This window comes from Sporomusa intestinalis (assembly GCF_055383785.1).
In genome coordinates, this window is record NZ_AP042390.1 from 487,612 (window position 1) to 508,342 (window position 20,731).

General features: G+C 49.9%; 18 protein-coding genes, 1 pseudogene and 1 other annotated feature. Of the genes and pseudogenes, 16 read left to right on the plus strand and 3 right to left on the minus strand.

Annotation, left to right across the window (positions count from 1 at the left end; genetic code table 11):
- Positions 1 to 17 precede the first annotated feature (17 nt).
- The 8 genes from ACZ481_RS02265 to disA all read left to right on the plus strand — a co-directional run bounded on the left by ACZ481_RS02265 (position 18) and on the right by disA (position 10,690).
- Complete coding sequence (locus ACZ481_RS02265; RefSeq protein ID WP_464768573.1) at positions 18 to 548, plus strand: UvrB/UvrC motif-containing protein; 531 nt, start codon at positions 18 to 20, stop codon at positions 546 to 548.
- On the plus strand, positions 529 to 1,602 hold the full coding sequence (locus tag ACZ481_RS02270; protein WP_464768574.1) for a protein arginine kinase: 1,074 nt from the start codon (positions 529 to 531) through the stop codon (positions 1,600 to 1,602). The genes ACZ481_RS02265 and ACZ481_RS02270 overlap by 20 nt, the downstream gene beginning before the upstream one ends.
- 2 nt (positions 1,603 to 1,604) lie before the next feature.
- Positions 1,605 to 4,055, plus strand: a complete 2,451-nt coding sequence (locus tag ACZ481_RS02275) for an ATP-dependent Clp protease ATP-binding subunit (RefSeq protein WP_464768575.1) — start codon at positions 1,605 to 1,607, stop codon at positions 4,053 to 4,055.
- A gap of 108 nt (positions 4,056 to 4,163) precedes the next feature.
- Entirely contained in the window at positions 4,164 to 5,540 is a 1,377-nt protein-coding gene (gene radA / locus ACZ481_RS02280; protein ID WP_464768576.1) for a DNA repair protein RadA, read from the plus strand.
- A 287-nt stretch (positions 5,541 to 5,827) separates the two neighbouring features.
- Complete coding sequence (locus ACZ481_RS02285) at positions 5,828 to 7,135, plus strand: dicarboxylate/amino acid:cation symporter (protein WP_464768577.1); 1,308 nt, start codon at positions 5,828 to 5,830, stop codon at positions 7,133 to 7,135.
- 332 nt (positions 7,136 to 7,467) lie between these two features.
- The gene (locus ACZ481_RS02290; RefSeq protein ID WP_464768578.1) at positions 7,468 to 8,859 is read left to right on the plus strand and encodes a sodium:solute symporter family protein; all 1,392 of its coding nucleotides are present in this window, start codon (positions 7,468 to 7,470) and stop codon (positions 8,857 to 8,859) included.
- A gap of 72 nt (positions 8,860 to 8,931) precedes the next feature.
- A complete protein-coding gene (locus tag ACZ481_RS02295) occupies positions 8,932 to 9,348 on the plus strand; it encodes a HutP family protein (protein WP_464768579.1) in 417 nt (138 codons plus the stop codon).
- Positions 9,349 to 9,598: 250 nt separating this feature from the next.
- A complete protein-coding gene (gene disA, locus ACZ481_RS02300; RefSeq protein ID WP_464768580.1) occupies positions 9,599 to 10,690 on the plus strand; it encodes a DNA integrity scanning diadenylate cyclase DisA in 1,092 nt (363 codons plus the stop codon).
- A gap of 16 nt (positions 10,691 to 10,706) precedes the next feature.
- Here disA and ACZ481_RS02305 read toward each other — a convergent pair whose 3' ends face one another.
- From ACZ481_RS02305 to ACZ481_RS02315, 3 genes are all read right to left on the minus strand, one after another.
- Entirely contained in the window at positions 10,707 to 11,039 is a 333-nt protein-coding gene (locus ACZ481_RS02305) for a stage II sporulation protein P (RefSeq protein WP_464768581.1), read from the minus strand.
- A 12-nt stretch (positions 11,040 to 11,051) separates the two neighbouring features.
- On the minus strand, positions 11,052 to 12,215 hold the full coding sequence (gene spoIIP, locus ACZ481_RS02310) for a stage II sporulation protein P (protein WP_464768582.1): 1,164 nt from the start codon (positions 12,213 to 12,215) through the stop codon (positions 11,052 to 11,054).
- Positions 12,216 to 12,320: 105 nt separating this feature from the next.
- Entirely contained in the window at positions 12,321 to 12,719 is a 399-nt protein-coding gene (locus ACZ481_RS02315) for a nucleoside triphosphate pyrophosphohydrolase family protein (RefSeq protein WP_464768583.1), read from the minus strand.
- Between the two features lie 288 nt (positions 12,720 to 13,007).
- Here ACZ481_RS02315 and ACZ481_RS02320 point away from each other — a divergent pair, with 288 nt between their 5' ends.
- The 8 genes and pseudogenes from ACZ481_RS02320 (at position 13,008) to ACZ481_RS02355 (ending at position 20,730) form a co-directional block, all read left to right on the plus strand.
- A complete protein-coding gene (locus tag ACZ481_RS02320) occupies positions 13,008 to 14,135 on the plus strand; it encodes a PIN/TRAM domain-containing protein (RefSeq protein ID WP_464768584.1) in 1,128 nt (375 codons plus the stop codon).
- Between the two features lie 117 nt (positions 14,136 to 14,252).
- A pseudogene (gene ispD, locus ACZ481_RS02325) lies at positions 14,253 to 14,912 on the plus strand (2-C-methyl-D-erythritol 4-phosphate cytidylyltransferase); the annotation flags it as partial.
- 33 nt (positions 14,913 to 14,945) lie between these two features.
- On the plus strand, positions 14,946 to 15,428 hold the full coding sequence (ispF, locus tag ACZ481_RS02330) for a 2-C-methyl-D-erythritol 2,4-cyclodiphosphate synthase (protein ID WP_464770564.1): 483 nt from the start codon (positions 14,946 to 14,948) through the stop codon (positions 15,426 to 15,428).
- A gap of 79 nt (positions 15,429 to 15,507) precedes the next feature.
- Entirely contained in the window at positions 15,508 to 15,789 is a 282-nt protein-coding gene (locus tag ACZ481_RS02335; RefSeq protein WP_464768585.1) for a hypothetical protein, read from the plus strand.
- A gap of 487 nt (positions 15,790 to 16,276) precedes the next feature.
- Positions 16,277 to 17,737 (plus strand): glutamate--tRNA ligase, encoded by a 1,461-nt coding sequence (gene gltX, locus ACZ481_RS02340; protein ID WP_464768586.1) that lies wholly within the window; start codon positions 16,277 to 16,279, stop codon positions 17,735 to 17,737.
- A 132-nt stretch (positions 17,738 to 17,869) separates the two neighbouring features.
- Positions 17,870 to 18,084: a binding site (T-box leader), on the plus strand.
- A 54-nt stretch (positions 18,085 to 18,138) separates the two neighbouring features.
- Positions 18,139 to 18,822: a serine O-acetyltransferase gene (gene cysE / locus ACZ481_RS02345; RefSeq protein ID WP_464768587.1), complete on the plus strand. Its 684-nt coding sequence runs from the start codon at positions 18,139 to 18,141 to the stop codon at positions 18,820 to 18,822.
- Positions 18,803 to 20,248, plus strand: a complete 1,446-nt coding sequence (cysS, locus tag ACZ481_RS02350; protein ID WP_464768588.1) for a cysteine--tRNA ligase — start codon at positions 18,803 to 18,805, stop codon at positions 20,246 to 20,248. Before cysE ends, cysS begins: the two co-directional genes overlap by 20 nt.
- Complete coding sequence (locus ACZ481_RS02355) at positions 20,245 to 20,730, plus strand: Mini-ribonuclease 3 (RefSeq protein ID WP_464768589.1); 486 nt, start codon at positions 20,245 to 20,247, stop codon at positions 20,728 to 20,730. The genes cysS and ACZ481_RS02355 overlap by 4 nt, the downstream gene beginning before the upstream one ends.
- Position 20,731 lies beyond the last annotated feature (1 nt).

Consider the following 20,731-nt stretch of genomic DNA (forward strand, 5'->3'; position numbering starts at 1 on the left):
AAAAAGTTCCAGCCTGTGTGCACATTACAAAAATTATAAATCAGCAGAAGGTGGAAAAACATTTATGTGAACAGTGTGCACATAAATCAGGTGAAATTAAAGGCAAAGGGATCAACAATTTGTTTGGCAATAAGTTTTCTGTCCATGATTTCTTAAAAGAAATGTTTAATTATACCCTGCCGGATACAACCCGCCCGGCACTTGAACCTGTTTGTGCCGACTGCGGCCTGAGCTACAGCGAATTCACCCGTAGCGGCAAATTTGGCTGCAGTGGCTGCTATCAGGCTTTTAGCGGCCAGCTGGAACCGCTATTTAAACGTATTCACGGCACTGCTGCCCATGCCGGTAAAACGCCTAAACGCGGCGGTATCCGTTTTGGCGTGGCGCAGCGTATCAGACGGTTGCGCCATGAGCTGGAACAACATGTGAATCGCGAAGAATATGAACTTGCCGCTAAACTCAGGGATGAAATCAGAGCGCTGGAAAAACAGCTTGCCGAACCTGAGGCCGGCGGAGGAGGGATCGCAGATGGCAAACCTATTGACTAACCTGCTAAAGCAGCCATTGACACCGTGGCTAAGCGGCAGCGGTCCGGAAGGCGATATTGTCCTGACCAGCAGGGTTCGCCTGGCCCGAAATCTGCGGTGCCAGCCTTTCCCAGGGCGGGCCACAACTGACAAGCTGGGCGAGATCATGGCTGAGTTCAAAGAAGTTCCAACAGCACTTATGGCTGAGGACGGACATGAATATGCATTTGTTGAACTAGAGGGTTTAGCGCCGTTAGACAGATATGTACTTGTGGAAAAACATGTGATCAGCCCTGCCCATGCCGCTGAACCCGAGAACCGGGCCCTGATTGTACGCGATGATGCCGGGGTAAGTATTATGGTTAATGAGGAGGACCATCTGCGCCTGCAGTGTTTGGAGTCCGGTCTTAATCTGATGGATGCGTTTAATAAAGCGAATGCTGTCGATGATGTGATCGAGGCCAGCCATGATGTAGCGTTTATGGAACATCTCGGTTACCTGACGGCCTGCCCGACCAATATGGGAACCGGTCTGAGAGCATCAGTAATGGTGCATTTGCCGGCTTTGGCGCTTACTAAGCAAGTGGGAAGAATTATGGCCGTCGCCACCCAGCTGGGATTGGCGGTGCGCGGTTTATATGGTGAAGGCACGGAAGCCGCCGGCAACATTTTTCAAATTTCCAACCAGATTACTCTGGGTCGGAGCGAGCAGGACATCATTAATAATCTAAGCGGTGTGGTCAAACAAGTGGTTGACAAAGAGCGCACGGCCAGAAGCCTGCTCGACAGTGATTCCCGCGAGGTGTTGGCAGACCGGGTATGGCGGGCGTACGGAGTACTCCGCTATGCTCAGCGTATTTCCTCCCAGGAGGCGCTGGCACTGTTAAGCGAGGTTCGACTGGGGATTGATCTGGGTGTAATTGATGAAGCGCCGCCAGAGGTGTTTAACGAGCTTTTAGTAACAACCCGGCCGAATTTTTTACAAAATTTAGCAGGTGAGACAGCTTTACATCAATCTGAGCGCAATGCGCTGCGTGCTAAGTTAATTCGCAGCAAACTTAAAGGGGGGTTGTAATTATGTTTAATCGTTTTACTGACCGGGCACGGAAGGTATTAATTCTGGCGCAGCAGGAGGCTGCCCGTTACGGCCATGGCTACATTGGCACAGAACATCTGCTGTTAGGGCTATTCCGGGAAGGGGAGGGCATTGCCGCCAGGGCGCTTGCTTCACTGAATTTGGACGTGGATTCTGTTCGGGCCCAGATCGAAAGCATGCTCGGCCAGGGGCAGGATCAAAGCAGCGATATTGGTTATACCCCCAGGGCCAAAAAAATCATCGAACTGGCGATGGAAGAGGCCTTGCGCCTGGGGCATAATTATGTCGGCACCGAGCATATTCTCCTCGGACTGGTGCGGGAAGGGGAAGGCATTGCTGCCCAGGTGCTGTCAGGCATGGGGGTAGATGTGAACCTTATGCGCCAGCGGGTTATCGAGATGCTGGGCGGCTATTCGATGTCAGGACAAAGTCCCCAGCCCAAAGCACCGGGTGCTGAACGGCCCGCCGGCAGCGCAACACCGCTGTTGGATGAGTTCGGCCGTGATTTGAACAAAATGTCGCAGGAGGGTAAGATTGATCCGGTGATAGGCCGGGCCGCTGAAATTGAGCGGGTGATACAAATTCTGCTGCGACGGACAAAAAATAATCCTGTTTTGATTGGCGAACCCGGTGTTGGCAAAACTGCTATTGCCGAAGGCCTGGCGAAACGTATTATTGAGGGGCAGGTACCGGAAATTCTCCGGAACAAACGTGTTATTTCCCTCAATATGGCCTCCATGGTGGCTGGCACTAAATATCGCGGCGAGTTTGAAGAGCGGCTCAAAAAGGTGATGGACGAGATCCGGGAATCAGGCAAAGTGGTCCTGTTTATTGATGAACTTCATACCTTGATTGGGGCTGGCGCGGCCGAAGGGGCCATCGACGCTGCCAATATTCTAAAACCGTCTTTAGCCCGGGGCGAATTGCAGGTAATCGGCGCAACGACCCTTAACGAATACAAAAAATATATCGAAAAGGATGCGGCCCTTGAGCGGCGCTTTCAGCCCATTACTGTCGGTGAGCCCGGCGTTGAGGATGCTGTCGATATTCTGCGGGGCATCCGCGATAAATATGAGGCCTTTCACCGCGCCCAGATTACCGACGAGGCCATTGAAGCGGCTGTAAAACTGTCTCACCGCTACATCTCTGACCGGTTTTTGCCGGATAAGGCAATTGACTTAATGGATGAGGCTGCCTCCCGCGTCCGTTTGCAGGCTTTTTCCATCCCGCCTGATGTTAAGGAGATCGAACAGCGTTTGGAACAGGCCCGCACGGAGAAAGAAGCGGCTATTGCCTCCCAGGAGTTTGAGCGGGCTGCTAAACTCAGGGATTTGGAGCAGCAAATCCGCGAAGAACTCGACAATAAGCAGAAATCCTGGAAGCAGCGCGGCAGTGAGCGTATTGTTGTCACTGCGGAAGATATTGCTCATGTTGTGTCAACCTGGACGCATATTCCCCTTAAAAAGCTGGCTGAGGAAGAGTCCGACAGGCTGCTGAGAATGGAAGATATTCTCCACAACCGGGTTATCGGCCAGCACCAGGCCGTGCAAGCGGTGGCGCGGGCAGTGCGCCGCGCCCGGGCCGGTCTGAAAGATCCCAAACGGCCGATTGGCTCTTTCCTGTTCCTGGGACCGACAGGGGTTGGTAAAACAGAATTGTCACGGGCGTTAGCAGAAGCTTTGTTTGGTGACGAAACGGCGATGATTCGGCTTGATATGTCCGAATACATGGAAAAACACACCGTATCCCGTCTGGTAGGCGCGCCTCCAGGCTATGTCGGCTATGAGGAAGGCGGCCAGCTGACTGATGCGGTGCGGCGCAAACCATTCTCGGTAATACTTTTGGACGAAATTGAAAAAGCTCATTATGATGTTTTCAATATGCTGCTGCAGGTGCTGGAAGATGGCCGGCTGACCGACAGCCAGGGCCGTACCGTCGATTTTAAGAATACGGTAATTATCATGACTTCAAATGTCGGTTCCCAGCATCTCAAGCGGGATGCCGCCGGCCTTGGCTTCCTGTCTGACGAGCGGGCGAAAGCCAATGAGGGCGAAGCAGCCAAAAACCGGGTTTTAGATGAGGTTAAACGGGTATTCCGGCCAGAGTTTTTAAACCGGATTGATGAAATTATCGTTTTCAGCAGTCTGACAGATGACGATTTGAAGCAGATTGTCGATATTATGCTGCACGAGGTCACTAAACGGCTTGCCGATACCGACCTTAATATGGAATTGACTGATGCCGCTAAGAGCGAACTGCTAAAAGAAGGCCGCGATCATGCCTTTGGTGCCCGTCCGCTCCGGCGCGCCATTCAAAAGCTGATTGAAGATGAGGTTTCGGAGATGATTATCCGGCAAGCGGTAGCCGGCGGGGACACGGTTGTGGTCGATGCTGATGAAGACGGCAAATTAAAGTTTGCCAAGAAGGCCTGATAAGCAGGAATTGAAAAGAACAAAAGCGAACAGCACTCACGGTGAGTGCTGTTTCGTATTACGGCAAGAGAAGCGGCGTAGGGTGGCCTACGGGATAGGACGGTATAAGTGAGCAAAAGAAAAAGTACAGCCTTTTTTTGTCAGGAGTGTGGTTTTGAAACCTCCAAATGGGTTGGCCGCTGTCAGGGCTGTGGGGCCTGGAACACGATGGTGGAGGAACCGGTGCACAAGGAGCCGGCTGCCAAGGCGGGCGGCTTGTCGCTCGGTCTGTCAACCGGGCAGGCGGCCATGCCTATTGGTGAGGTTGAAATCGAGGAAGCCCCCCGTTTTAGTACCGGTTCAGCGGAATTTGACCGGGTTCTCGGCTTTGGCCTGCTGCCGGGGTCGCTGACAATTATCGTTGGCGACCCCGGTGTGGGCAAGTCCAGCCTTACGCTTAAAGTATGTGCCAATATTGCCAGGCAATTTGGCAAAGTGCTGTATGTTACCGGTGAGGAGAGCCCCAAGCAGGTTAAGATGCGGGCTGACCGTCTGGGGGCAATCGCCGAGCATTTGTTTATTCTGAGTGAAACCAATCTTGATATAATTAAGCAGCAGGCGGAAAAGCTGAATCCGACCTTGCTGGTCATTGACTCCATCCAAACCGTTTTTAAGGCCGATATTCAGAGTGCCCCGGGCAGTATCAGCCAGGTGCGGGAATGTGCCGTGGAGCTGCTGCGGCTGGCCAAGACCCGGTCGACAGCGGTTATTCTGATCGGCCATGTCCTCAAGGATGGAACCCTGGCCGGACCCCGGGCTTTAGAACATATTGTTGATACGGTTATCTATTTTGAGGGCGAACGGAATGCCCAATACCGGGTATTAAGGGCCATAAAGAACCGTTTCGGGAGTACCAGTGAGATCGGGCTGTTTGAGATGCGCAATGAAGGGCTGATTGATGTGCCTGATGCTTCTAAAATATTTTTATCCGAACGGCCGCTGGATGTGCCGGGAAGTGTCGTTATTCCAACTATGGAAGGGACCAGGCCGTTGTTAGTGGAGATTCAGGCTCTTGTCAGCTCAGCGCCATTTGCCCCGCCGCGCCGCACTTCAGACAGTGTCGATATTAAACGGATTCAGCTCCTCCTGGCTGTTTTAGAAAAACGGGTCGGAATTATGATTGGCGGCAGTGATGTTTTCGTTAAGGTTGCCGGTGGTATCAAGGTGGACGAGCCGGCAATGGACCTGGCTTTGGCTGTTGCTTTGGTATCAAGCTACCGGAATTGTAAAACCAACAGTGGCACGGTTGTTATCGGCGAAGTGGGCTTAGCAGGTGAAGTGCGCGCTATTACCCAGATCGAAATGCGGATTCGGGAAGCGGAACGCATGGGGTTTGCCCGCGTTATTCTGCCCCGGGGCAATCTCAGGGGGCTGGCGATGAAGCCGTCAATCCAGCTGGCCGGTGTGGAAACTGTTGTGGAGTGCCTGGATATTGCTCTGAATTAAAATACGCTCCTGGGATTTTATCTCAGGAGCGTATTGCCGCTAAGGCTGATAAGCTAATTTTAAATAAACATTTCCTCTTGTAAATTGATGGAAAAACAATTAATATTAAAAATGTAGCACATTGTAAATGCATGTACTAATAATTGCGTCACATCTGTTGCTGGATATGGAGCCGGGAAACCTTATATTGCAATGTGAATAGTCAGTCATTGGTGGAAGGAGGTTACAGGGGTTAAGCAGTCTTGGCATACCAGTCCCAAGAATCAGTAGACAGGAGGCGTATAATTATGAAGCAGCATCAGAAACTATTGCTTGGATTTATTTTAGGGGTAGTTGGCGGATTGTTTGCCTACTATGTATTGCCGGTAAAAGCATACCCGTTTATGCAATTTATCACTGAGATCTTTACCCTGGTCGGCACGATTTTTCTCAGGTTAATCTTTATGGTTGTTATTCCCTTACTTTTTTCCGCACTAATCTTAGGTGTTTTTGAGCTGGGTGTGGGCCGGGGCTTGGGCAAAGTGGCAACGAAGTCCATTACCTATACATTACTTTTAAGTGCCATAGCGGTTATTATTGCCATTGCCCTGACAGGCTTTCTGCAGCCGGGTGCCGGCATGGAGTTTGACAAGGCTGCGCTGAATACCAATCAATCGGTTATTGCCATTCAAAAGAATGTTGAGGCAGTGCAGGGCAAACCCTGGTATCAGTTCTTTGTGGAATTGCTGCCGCAAAACCCGCTGGATTCGGCTGTAAGGGCGTTCCAGGGGGAAATCATTGCCCTGATGTTTTTTGCCCTGATATTTGGCTATGCCCTCAGTTTGACTGTTAAAGACGCAGCAACTAATCCGCTTATTCAGATTTTCAGAACAATTTTTGATGCTTCCCTGAAGGTCATCGATTTTGCCATGAAACTGGCCCCTTACGGCATTTTCGGTATTGTTTTTAATACTGCCTATAAGCTGGGAGCCGGATTCCTCCAGAATGTCGCGTTCTATGCCCTGGTGGTCGTTATCGGTCTTTTGATTCAACAATTTATTGTTTATGCTTTCTTTTTGAAAACGGTGGGGAAAACCTCGCCCTGGGAATTTTTTAAAGCTTGCAGAGAGGTTTATGTATATGCGTTCTCCACGGCTTCCTCTAATGCCACCCTGCCGGTAGCCCTGGAGGTCTCGGAAAAAGTATTGAAACTGCCGCCTAGAATATCCCGGTTTGTACTTACCATCGGCGCGTCGGCCAACCAGAACGGCACGGCGTTGTTTGAGGGGGTTACCGTTTTATTCCTGGCCCAGGTTTACGGTATTGATTTATCAATCCAAAGCCAGGTGCTGGTTGTTTTGATGTCGATTCTGGCCGGGGTTGGCACGGCCGGTGTCCCGGGCGGGTCATTGCCGCTGATTGTGGTCTTGCTGACCCAGGTAGGCATACCGCCCGAAGGGATAGGCCTGATATTGGGGGTAGACCGCTTCCTTGATATGTGCAGAACAACCTTAAATGTATCAGGTGATTTGGTTATTTCCAAATTAGTCAGTGCCAGCGTAACCGAAGCCGACCTGGATGACAGTAAACCGGCTGCCCCCGGTATCAGCAGCTGAGGGATTGGTAAATAGCTAATGACCGGCACAGAGACTGTGAGTTGCACGCGCAGTTTTCTGTGCCGGATTTTTTTCTCTATTGGCTTTTTATTGATCCGGCGCTGCCTGCCCTTAACGGCCGGTTCCGTATCATCCGGCTGCCGGGAGAAGTTCATAAGCCGGGTTGACAGTTGCTGCTGCCATTGGTAACATAAGTATGTAGAATTGGAGTATTGTAGGTGTTACAGGTTTTCCAGGATGGCCGGAAGGTGAATGAACAGGCAGCACACTGGGCACGGTGTGTTTTTGTGTTTACCGTCCATCGATAGATGTAGAAAGGTAGGATGGAGAAAATGAGTATTCAACTGGTGATTGTAGTCCTTTATATTTTTGTACTATTTGGTATCAGCCTTTATGTAAAAAAGAGGACCGAAAGCAGCAGCGGTTTTTTATTCGCCGGGCGCAAGCTAACGACTCTGCTTGTGGCGACCAACATAGCCGGAACGGCTGTAGGGGCGGCGTCAACTATCGGTGTCGCTGAAAACGCCTTTCAGTCGGGCATAGCTGCCGGCTGGTACAATGTGGCCTGGGCGGCCGGTGCCGTATTAATGGCAATGGTTGCGGCCGGGAAGTATCGGGAAATGCAATGTACAACAATACCGGAATTCTTTGAACGTTATTATGATAAAAAAGGCCGCCTGATCAGTGTCTTGGGCCTGATAACCATTCAGATGGTCATTACGTCACTACAATATCTGGCCGGTGGCGCGATCCTGTCTTCCCTGCTGCCGGATATATTTTCGTTTCAGGGCGGCATGGTGACAAGCGCGATTGTTTTTATTGGTACTACCATTATTGGCGGCTTGTGGTCTTCAGGCCTGTCTAATATCCTTAGTGTGACTCTCATTTATCTGGGGGTATTGATCAGCACGGTTACGATTGTGTCCAACCAGGGCGGGATAACCGCCATAGCGGCATCTTTACCCCCTACTGTCGACTGGTTTGGCCCCCTTGGCGGTCTGGGGCTGGCTACCATTGTGGGCTGGTTTGCGGTTATGATGACCCAGACCATTACTGCCCAGGGGCCGGTGCAGGTAGCTTGTGCGGCGGTAGACGGGGCAGCAGCCAAAAAGGGATTTTTATGGGGGGCCCTGCTTATCTTTCCGGTAGGCTTTTTATGTGCAATCATGGGGGTTGCCGCCCGGGCGGCTTATCCGGATATTCAAGCAACTATGGCCCTGCCGCAAATGATTATGGGACTGGACCCGGTTATCTCAGGGTTGACTCTTGCCGCATTATGGGCGGCCGATGTTTCTACCGCCTGTCATATTTTATTGGGGGCGGGGACTTTGTTTTCCCAGGATATATACAAACGGTTTATTAATCCGGAAATCAGCGACCGCCGTTATACCCTGGTCAATCGCTACGCCATTCTCGGCTTAGGGATTGTAACCTTATGGCTGGCCTTTAATGCGGTGGGCATTGTGAAGACGTTGCTGATTGGCCTGAGCCTCACAACGGCTTTTACATTAGTCTTTTTATTTACTATTTTTGCCCCCGGTCTTTGCCGGAAAAACTCGGCTTTTTATACTACCCTGGCCGGGATGATAACCTTGTTTGTTTGGCAGGTATATCCGCCGGCGCAGGTTTTCGCTCATCCCATCTATATGGAATGGCTGGTCTGCTTGGCAACCTTCCTCCTTGTTGCCGTAGTTGATAAAAAACGTATTGTTCTTGCTGGTTGATTTAATTCAACCGCCGGTACGGTTCAGTAAAATATGTTTTGGTTCGAGCATTAGAGCGGGCGGTGTAGTGGAATGACAAGTGTTGATGTTGGCAGGGCGGCACTGGCAATGGCTATCAGTGAAGACCGTCAGGAAGAACAGAGCCTGAAGCAGCGGTTCAGCAGCCGGGGCATCCTGGTAACAGCAGTTGATTTTGGCGGTGAGTATCTGGTATCGGTAAAAAAAATTATTGAGCGGGCCATCGTTGCCTCCCAGCGGCAGGGTCTGGTCAGTGCCAATCATGTGGGCGAAGGAGCCGTCGCCGGGGCGGCGCATGATGCCTTGGTGCAGATTACTCCCAAAGCATCAGGGCTTAATGTCGGCGGCAAGATTGGCATCGCCCGCTGCGGCGAGCATCTCTGTGTGGCCGTTTATTTTGGCGTCGGTGTTCTCCATCTTAACGAAGTGGCTATAGGCCTGGCGCATCGCTCCTTGCCTGCTGTTCATTAGCTCTTCGTCCAAATAACTCGCATGTAATCATTACATGCGAGTTATTTTTTACTAATGGCAAACTCACCTTGTATGAAATAAAAACCATGATATATAATGGTAACTGTAAAAAGATTGTTAATGGTATGATATAAGCCCTGAGCGACTGGGAATAATAAGCAATAATTAATATTTTTTTACTGGATTGCGGCTTGACCGCAAAATGTAATGGCCTGCAATTATGACAGCGGCCATGGAGGCGGTATTTTTTATGATCAAAATTCGCGAAGAGCGTTCTGACCGGCTATGGGATGCCCGTTTTATTAAAACAATAAAGACGCTTGCGCCCGGTACGACTCTCCGGGAAGGACTGGAGAATGTTCTCAGGGCTAAAATGGGAGCTCTGGTGTTGGTAGGCGACAGTCCGTCAGCGCTGGATATTGTGGACGGTGGTTTTGAACTCAACTCGGAGTTTACGCCGTCAGGTTTTTATGAGTTGGCTAAGATGGACGGGGCCATTGTATTGTCGAACGATGGTAAACACATTATGTTCGCTAATGCCCAGCTAACGCCTGACCCGGGAATTCTGACTTCTGAAACCGGGACGCGGCATCGAACGGCTGAGCGGGCGGCCAAGCAGACAGGAGCCCTAGTTGTGGCCATTTCCCAACGGCGTAACATTATTACCGTATATCTGGGCTGTCTCAAATATATGTTAAAAGACATTCCGGTGATCTTAAACAGGGCGAATCAAGCGCTGCAGACCCTGGAAAAATATAAAAAGGTGCTTGATAAGGGGCTAACCAATCTGAGTGCGCTGGAGTTTGAAGACCTGGTCACATTGTATGATGTAGCCCTGGTGCTTATCCGGGCCGAGCAGGCCAATCGCGTTGCCAGTGAAATTGAACGCAATGTCATTGAACTTGGCACCGAGGGCCGGCTTGTCAGTATGCAAATGGAAGAACTGGTATCTGATAGGGATGAGGCGGCCCTCCTCATTAAGGATTATTGCAATACCGGCGATCTTAAAGGGTATGAATCCATCCGGGAGCAGATTGCGGTTTTGCCTGAAGATAATCTTGACCCATTTACCATATGCCGGATCTTAGGTTATGGCGTCAGCGCCAATGCTATGGATATCCCGGTTGTGCCCCGGGGCTACCGGGTACTCAGACAAATATCCCGTCTGCCTCTCCTTGTAGGGGAAAAGCTGGTAGCCCATTTCAAAACCCTGCATCATATTTATAATGCCAGCATTGCCGAGTTGGACGAAGTGGAGGGAATTGGCGAGGTGCGGGCCAAGGCAATAAAAGACGGACTAAAGAGAGTCCGTGAGCAGGCTTTCCTTGACCGTCATGTGTAATGCCTATAAGCCGGCCTTATTCGCGGCTGTTATCTTTGTAAAGCTCTAGGTTCAGGTTTTCGACAAACCGGGCATAGGCCTGGTTTTCTTCAACTTTAACGATTCTATAGCGCTTGTTATCCTCGCTGATGAGCTCATCGCCGGGGCTGACCACCAGGGGGACATACATGAGGATTTCACCGGTATTCTCTTCGACAATGATGTAGTAATCATATATTTTTTGGGGAGCCTGCTCCGGTTTTTGCTGAACAGAAAAAATAGTAAGGGGAACATAATGGAGAACCCCAACTGCTACAAGTGCGAGCACGGCCAGCATGCCAACCCATTTGCCTGTATGGCTTAGTTTCAAAATGGCAGCCCCCTATTCCTTGCGCTTTTTACGGGGACTCAGGAAATTTACGAATTCATATTTAACAAATTTTTTGAGCTTCCTTTTGGCTTCCTGCCAATTGCCTGTGCTAAGGAACAGAAAGGCGATTACCCCGCCGACGACAGCAAGCACCAGACCTAATATATCATAACCGGGAGCCGCGTCAACAGGAGCATAAGAGCCGCCGCCGGTATTGTCACCGCCGGTGTCGATAGTGCCGGCAGGGCTGGCCTGAGCGACGTTGTTGCTGCTGGTTGCCGGGCCGAGGAACGAGGGAACGACATCAGCAAACAGGGCAATGCTGCGTTCAGCGGCATCACGGCTATTATACTGAGTGCCAACCTCTACTAATAAAGAGCGGGGGCTTAGATCCTGGTTGTAGTTGCCATGCGCAATGAAAATGCCGCGAATAAGCCCGCGATATTTAGCGTCGGTGGCGCTTTTGATGCTGCGGGCATAATCCAGGGTTGTTTTGCGATTCTGATTCTGGCGGCCTACTACTAAAAGCAGTTTAGTGGCCGGCTGACCGTTAATAGTAGTGCTGTAGGCTTTAAGCGGAGCACTGTCACGATGAAGATCAAAAATTGCCGTCGGCTGTGCCTGTAACAGCTTCATCGCGGTACGGCGGGAACGATGGTAGGCATTAGCATCATGCGGATCATGCAGTGTTTTGGAATGCTCGACCTGATAGCCCAGTTCAGTCAACCTTCTTTTAAAAGCATCGCCGACGCGCATGATTGAGCCTTTGCCCCGCTGCGTCGGGGTGCCATCGTTAGGGATATAGGATTCGTCGGTATGAGAGTGGTAAATGGCGATTTTGGTTTTAGGCGCGTCCGGTGCCGGAGCCTGCACAAAAACAGCGTTGTCCGGCACAAGGGCCGAGAGCTTCTCTATCGCCCGGCAGTGGGCCAGCGTGCCTTCAACTGCAGTTACCTCGTATAACATATCATCTTCACCGATATATTCATCACCCAGATGAACCTCATGGCCTGTCTGCAAAATGACAACACCCTTATCATCAATCACTGTATAATAGCCCGAAAGCAATTCACCGCCATCTGCGGCTTCGGCCAATTCAGCCGGCGCCGCCAGCGTTGGCAGCATACCAAGGCTTAATGCCAGCAGCATTAAGGCAATTCTCAATAAATAACGCATAGTTACCCCCCTTTTTCGGTATTATTCCCCTTGGCAAAATGTTTATGTAATACTGACAAAAGGGTAAAAAAAACACAGCCCGCAGGCTGTGCAGTATGTAGTATTTCAAGTAAGATGAAAAACGCCTAAGGTTTTAATATTTTTGTATTCCTGGAGCATAACTTCATGCAGAGACAGGCCTGTTAGATTGCATAAAGCAGCTAGATAGAACAGGCTGTGGCCGAGTTCATTGGCGATTACTTCCCGGCATTGGGGGCATGTTTCACCAACCAGGTGGGAGGACATGTGAGCCTTTAGTTCACTATAGGCAACGTCGTCAGGGGCTGACTGACGGACAGCGGCGACCTGAATGCAGCCGCAGCCGGTGACGGCCTTAGCGACAGCCCTGTTTACCCTGGCGGAGGTTTCCTGATATTTGGTTAATACGTCCAATATGCTGCGGTGGCGGATTAAGTAATCATCGGCAATAGACTGAAAGTCTGAGCAACAGTTATTATCATGCATGTTAGTTACACCTCGCTTTGCTTTTTATTATATAAACTGCTCTCGGCAGTGTCAATGTATAGGAAAAAAACGCTCCCAGAATAATTAAAGCAGGCTTATTGACAGGATTCTGTATACATGCTAAAATATAAAATTTTGACAAAAGCGGAACCTATATGCTATACTATAACCTACTACAGCCAAGATCTTTTTTAGACTTGACGTATTTTTTTATTCAAAGGTGGGTATAATTAAATTATATTTCCACTTTTTGGATTAAAATTAAGCTATAGAAAGGAGGTAGAAGCCGTGATTGACAAAACACTTAGAATCCTTATTACCATATTGGCGGCTGTTGGGGGCCTGATGATAACTGACAGAATCATTCCTCTCCTGGCAGTTGTGGTTAGTGAAGAATTTCTAAACATCGGCGTGTTTGGCGTTACCATGACTACTATTCTCTCATTTGTGTTTGGGGGAATTGCAGGAGGCATACTTGGTTTCCTGGTAGCACCATTTTTTGTTAAGCAAATTTGGAACTTTACTTACTGGGTGGAATTACGCTTAAACAAAATGCCGGGCTACGATGTGCTGGCAGGTGTGTTGGGTTTAGCAATTGGACTAATAATTTCTAATTTGCTGGGATCGGCTTTTTTACCTATCCCGATTGTCGGGAAGTATGTTCCCCTGTTGTTGAGTATCATTTTAGGGTATTTAGGGATTAATGTTGCCATCAAGAAACGGGAAGAACTGTTCGGCATGTTTTCCGCCTTGCCGGGGTTGCCGTGGCTTAACCGGGATAGTAAAGAGCGTACCAAAGAAAAGAATGCCAATGTATGTCCTGACAAAATACTAGATACCAGCGTTATTATTGATGGCCGCATCGCTGATATTTGCAAAAGCGGCTTTATTGAAGGGCTGCTGATCATTCCTGTGTTTGTCCTGGAGGAACTTCAGCATATTGCCGATTCGTCTGATTTGCTGAAGCGCAACCGCGGCCGGCGCGGTCTGGATATTTTAAACCGCATGCAGAAAGAACTGGAATTAAATGTTCACATTGATAATCGCGACTTCGAGGATATCGCCGAGGTAGACTCAAAGCTGATTAAACTGGGGCAAATGCTCAAAGCCAAGATCATCACCAATGATTATAATCTGAATAAGGTTGCAGAATTACAAGGGGTTTCAGTCCTGAACATCAACGAGTTGTCTAATGCTGTCAAACCGGTAGTTTTACCGGGCGAGGAAATGGTCGTGCATGTTGTTAAAGACGGCAAAGAGTTTGGTCAAGGGGTAGCTTATCTTGATGATGGAACCATGATCGTGGTTGACGGCGGCAAAAAACATATTGGCGAGACCGTAGGGGTCTTAGTTACCTCTGTATTGCAAACGGCCGCGGGCCGGATGATTTTTGCCAAACCCAAAGTAGCGATGTAATTAAAAGCCTTCAAGCCTTTCGGCTTGAAGGCTTTTTGCCCTTGATAAATTATCCGGCAAACCGGATCAACTCTTTGCCGGTTATCCGGCTGATTTTTATCTGAGAAGGAGGACTTTATGGTTTGTATCATCATTGCGGCTGCCGGGCAGGGGAAAAGAATGGGGAGCGGCATCAATAAGGTATTGCAGCCGCTTTCCGGTCAAGCCGTATTACTGCATACCATACAGGCAGCAGCTGCTGTTCGGGATGCCGGTTATATAATTATTACTGCAGCCGCTGAGGCGATGGAGGCTATACGTACCCTGCTGGCCGGGCATGATCTGCCTGTGCCCTGGCAGGTTGTTGCCGGCGGTGCTGAGCGGCAGCATTCTATTGCCAATGCCCTGGCCTTTGTGCCTGACAGTGCCGGTATCGTGGTCGTTCATGACGGTGCCCGCCCGCTGGCCGGGACAAAGCTGTTTGACCAGGTTGTCGCTGCTGCCCGGCAAAGTAATGCTGCCATTGCCGCCGTACCGGTCAAGGACACCATTAAGGCGGTCGAGACCGCCGGGTGGGTTACGGCTACTCCTGACCGGGGCAGATTGTGGGCCGTTCAGACACCACAGGCTTTTGCAGCGGATTTGCTAAAAAAAGCCTATGCGCAGGCAGCGGAGGAAGGTTATCTCGGTACAGATGACGCCGGCTTGGTGGAGCGTCTGGGAAGCGGCGTACAGGTTGTGCAGGGTGACTACCGGAATATAAAGATTACCACCCCGGAAGATATTATTTTTGCCGAAGCCATTTTAGCCAAACGACAGGAGGCCGTAAATATGACTCGTACAGGTATCGGTTATGATGTTCACCGTCTGGTTCCGGGACGCAAACTGATCCTTGGCGGTGTGGATATTCCCTACGGGCTGGGGCTTGACGGCCATTCTGATGCCGATGTTCTTTTGCATGCCATTAAGGACGCTTTGCTGGGGGCGGCTGCATTAGGCGATATCGGCCGTCATTTTCCGGATACCGATGGCCGCTATAAAGGGATCTCAAGCCTGTCATTATTGGCTGAAGTACGCAAAATTCTGGCTGGCCATGGGTATGCGGTCAATAATATCGATGCTACAATTGTGGCCCAAAGGCCCAAATTAGCTCCTTATATTACCCGGATGAACGAGCATATCGCGGCCACCTTAGGCATTGGCATTACCCAGGTTAATGTGAAAGCCACGACGACCGAGGGCTTAGGCTTTGCCGGCCGGGAACAGGGGATTGCCGCCTATGCGGCAGCGACCATTATTGGTACTCTGGTTTAATGGTCAATCTGCATAAAAGCCCAAAAAGTACACATATTATAACTAACTAACGGATATTGATAAATCTGGAGGGCTGATTATGCGGAAACCAAGTTACAGAGTGGTAATTATCCTGCTGCTGTCAATGATGATTATCCTGTATCCCACCTCCGCGCTGGCAGCTGATTTTAGTTTTAACATAAATATCATGCGCCAGGACGGAGCCACTTGCGGCGAGTTATGGCTTAACGATAAACTGGTATGGCGTCTGGCTTTGCTGGCAGACGGCGCTAAGCCGGTCGCAGGCGGCTTTAACGGGGCGAACACGACCCTGATAATTCCTGACATTGTAAATGGCATGTTTGTCGTTAAGGTGGAGTAAAGGTTGAACTGTCTACAGGACAGTTCATTTTTTTAATATATTAGAATCTATAAGTTTTGAGAGGCTGAAAGTCTTTATAAAATAAGGGAACCAAGGTCAATGCCCAGCTTGAGCAGAGACGGTGCCCCGCACCCCGGTAACCCCCCGGCCCTTTGCCGAAAAAAGCGTTCCGCAGGAGAAAAGCCGGGCGGTATTCCGTAAAGAAATTCGCACTGTTTGAGCGGAGCGAGTTTGCCGATTTTAGGAATATCGCCCGCCTTTTCAGCTTTTGGAGGCTCTGGCCTAGACTTTTTGCTTACTTTTGTGGCGATGACAAAAGTAAGACACGGCCCCTGCATTCCAGATCAACTGACGTGTGCAAAGCCAAAGGACCGCGATAGCAGTTTTTCTTAATTATTTTGCAAGCTGGCGTACAATCTGCTAGAATATACAATGATTGGCATTATGAGCAACCTTTGTTAAATCTGCAGGGAAGGGGTAAATATAAATGGGACAAGAAATCAGGGTGCGTTTTGCACCAAGCCCGACCGGACCGTTTCACATCGGGGGGGCGCGCTCGGCTTTGTTTAATTGGCTGTTCGCCCGCAAAGAAGGTGGCAAACTGATTTTGCGGATTGAAGATACCGATCTGGAGCGTTCTACCCGCGAATCGGAAGAGAACATTAAAGCCGCATTGCGCTGGCTGGGGCTTGACTGGGATGAGGGGATCGATGTGGGGGGCGATTATGGCCCGTACCGGCAGACAGAACGCCTTGACCTGTATCGCCAGTATACGGATAAACTGCTGGCAAGCGGACAAGCTTATTACTGTTACTGTACGGAGGAAGCACTTGAGGCAGAACGTCAGGCGCAGATGGACCGGGGGGAGACGCCGCGTTATACCGGCCGCTGCCGCAATTTGAGCGGGGCTGACCGTGAGCGTCTGGCTGCCGCCGGGCATAAGCCCACTGTTCGTTTCCAGGTGCCTGAGAACCAGCAGATTATATTTAAAGATATGGTGCGGGACACCGTAAGTTTTGAATCTAACGGTGTGGGTGATTTTGTTATTGTCAAATCAGACGGCATTCCTGTTTATAACTACGCAGTAGTGCTTGACGATGCCCTGATGAAAGTCACTCATGTCATTCGGGCCGAGGAGCATCTGTCAAATACCCCGCGGCAAATTTTAATATATCAGGCGCTGGGGCTGCCCTTGCCGCAGTTTGGCCATATTTCGTTGATCCTGGGAAAAGACCGGACCAAGATGAGCAAACGTCATGGTGCGACGTCTGTTGAACAATATAAGAAACTGGGCTACTTGCCGGAAGGGATTGTAAACTTCCTGGCCCTGCTTGGCTGGGCTCCGCCCGGAGAGCAGGAGCTATTCAGCGCCGACGAGCTGATTTCCCAGTTTTCCATGGACCGGGTTGCCAAAAATCCGGCGGTGTTTGATGTAGACAAATTAAATTATATTAATGCCCATTATATGAAGCAGGCCGCGCCCGAACTGGTAACAGAACTGGCCTTGCCGCATCTGCGGACTGCAGGCTATATCGGTGAGGACTTGCCGGCTGACCGGAAGGAATGGCTGGTCAAAGTGGTGGCGGAGCTGCAGGGGTATATTAGCTATGCTGCCCAAATTACCGAGCATATTGATGTATTTTTTAATGATGAGTTTGACTTTGAGAGTGAAGAAGCCCGCGCGATCATGCAGGACGCCGATGTTAAGCAAGTGATGGCGGTTTTCAAAGCCCGGCTGGAAGCCTTAGAACTGCTTGAGCCGGCGGCCGTCCAGGCCATTCTCAAAGGGATTACCAAAGAACTGAAATTGGGCGGGAAAAAAGTGTACATGCCGGTCCGGATTGCTATAACCGGCAAGATGCATGGTCCTGAACTGATCAATTTGATCCCGCTTATTGGCAAAGAGCGTACCTTGGCCAGAATGGCTTCACTGCTGGCCAAAGTATAATCAGGGATACTGTTTTTTTGCTGCTTGACATAGCCAAGCAGCCGTTAGTATAATTTATTCATAATACCGATTTACCTGCTCGGGAATGCCGCATCACCGGCTGCGCCAGAAATAATAAGTGAACAGTTACACATAAATGCAATGATCCGGGAGAAGTATACGTTCACCCTCCTTCAGAGAGGTGCCGCCACCGGCTGAAAGCGGCGCTGGGTAAGGGTCCGTAGAAATGCACCTGGTAAGCAGGATGGGTGAATTTTTAAGTAGGCCGTCACGGTTGCTGCCGTTATCAGCATAAAGCGGGGGGATATCCCCCAAGCAGAGTGGAACCGCGGGCCACCGTCTCTGTAGTGAGATGGTGGTCTTTTTATGCCTGTTCTAAATTATTTTGAGGAGGGAATACTATGCTCGAACGGATAAAACGGGATATTGAGGTAGTCTTTGACCGCGATCCTGCCGCCAAAAGCGTAATTGAAGTCTTATTGTGCTATCCTGGTCTGCATGCTATTTGGCTGTACCGCATCTCCAACTATTTATTTAAACGCGGCTGGGTGCTTGTCCCGCGTATGATCTGCTATTTCAACCGTTTATTAACCGGGGTGGATGTTCACCCCGGAGCAACCATTGGGGAGGGGCTGTTTATTGATCACGCAACCGGGGTAGTCATTGGGGAAACCTGTATTATTGGCAATAATGTTACTCTTTATCAGGGGGTTACCTTAGGCGGCACCGGCAAAGAAAAAGGCAAGCGCCATCCCACCATCGGCAATAATGTGGTTGTGGCCAGCGGCGCTAAAGTGTTAGGATCATTTACGGTTGGCGACAATTCCAAAATTGGAGCCGGTTCGGTCGTGCTGCGGGAGGTGCCGCCGAATTCCACCGTTGTTGGCATACCCGGGAGGATTGTCTGGCATGACGGAAAAAAAGTGAACCGGCCGGATATAGACGGAATAGACCTGGAACATGGCGATTTGCCAGACCCTGTGGCAGAAATGCTGCACTGTATGCAGCGAAATATGAAACGCATGGAAACACGGATTGAACAGTTGGAAAAGGAGTTGAAAAAGCATGAGCCTGAAGGTGTATAATACCCTGACAAAGCAAAAAGAAGAGTTTGTTCCGCTGACGCGGGGGAAAGTATCCATGTATGTATGCGGCGTTACTCCCTATAATCACCCCCATATCGGCAATGCCCGGCCGTTTATTACCTGGGATGTTATTCGCCGCTATCTGGAATATTCAGGGTATGAAGTTTTTCATGTTCAGAACTTTACTGATGTTGACGATAAGATTATTAATACGGCTAAAAGTGAGCAAGTGACCTGGGATGTAATTGCCAACAGGTATATAGCCTCCTATTTTGAAGTTATGGATATACTTAATATCCGGCGGGCCCAGGTTTATCCCCGGGTATCTGATCATATCCCCGAGATTATCGCGATGATTAAAACCCTGGTAGACAAAGGCTTTGCCTATCCTGTGGCCGGGGATGTATACTACAGTGTGGAACAATTTCCCCAATATGGGAAACTAAGCGGGCGAAATCTGGAAGATATGAAGGCCGGTGCCCGGATCGATGTGGATGAACGCAAGCAACATCCGATGGACTTCGCTTTATGGAAAAGCGCAAAACCAGATGAACCAGCCTGGGATAGCCCCTGGGGGCCGGGAAGGCCGGGGTGGCATATTGAGTGCTCGGTCATGTCCTATAAGTATCTTGGTGCCAGTTTTGATTTCCATGGCGGCGGCAGTGATCTGGTATTCCCCCACCATGAAAATGAGATTGCCCAGTCTGAGGCTTTTACCGGTGTTGAACCGTTTGTGCGCTTTTGGCTGCACAACGGTTTTATTACCGTAAATGAAGAAAAGATGAGCAAATCACTGGGGAATTTCTTTTTGGTGATTGACATTCTGGAACACTTCCGGCCTGAGGTGCTGCGTTTCTTTATCCTCTCAACCCATTACCGCAGTCCGCTTGATTTTAGCGATGCAAGGCTGGAAGAAGCCGGCCGGAGCCTGGAGCGATTAAAGACAGCCAGAGAGAATCTGACCCACCTGACAACCTTTGCCGCCGGTGCCGCCAGCCCTGATTCGCAGGCCCTTGTTCAGGCTGCGGCGTCATCCATGGCTGAATTTGTTGCTGCCATGGATGATGATTTCAACACCGCACTGGCGATAAGCACAATGTTTGGCTTAGCCAAAGAAATTAATATCTATCATAGTAAGGTTGCTGCCGGTAAAGTCGGTTTGGATAGCGAGGCTCTAACCCAAGTGGCTAAAACCTACAGTCAGATGGCTGATATTATCGGGATCAGGCTGGAGGGCGCCGGGTCTGCTCTGCAGGACAGCAATGCCGAACTGGTCAATGAGCTTATGCAGCTTATCATTGATATCCGGCAGGAGGCCCGGCAGAAAAAAGACTGGGCAACAGCAGATCAGATTCGTGATAAATTAGCCGCTGCAGGCATTGTCCTTGAAGATTCACCGCAGGGCGTTAGGTGGAAAAAACGGTGAAGTTTGAGCACTTTCAGAAATTAGTGGATAATTTTTTTACCTTCAATGAAGCCGGGGAACTATCCCCGGCTAAATATCGCGATATTGACGCCGGGCGGCTGCCGCCATTGGTGCTGGCGTACATCGGTGATGCCTATTTTACGCTGTATGTCCGTACCCGGCTGCTGGGGCATGAACAAAACAAGGTCAGGGTTTTGCATAATTTTGACGCCAAAATTGTATCTGCCGTCATGCAGGCTAAAGCCATTAAAGCGCTGGAAGACCAGCTGGCAGAGGAAGAGGCCGATATTGTCCGGCGGGGGCGCAACGCTAAATCGACAGTGCCTAAAAGCGCCTCGATTTCTGAATACCGGTATGCCACCGGTTTCGAGGCCTTAATGGGATATCTGTATTTGCAGAAAAAACATGACAGATTGTCGGAAATTGCCGATAAAGCTTTCGCTATTATTTCCCGGGAAATGACAGTTATTGCTAAAAAGTAGC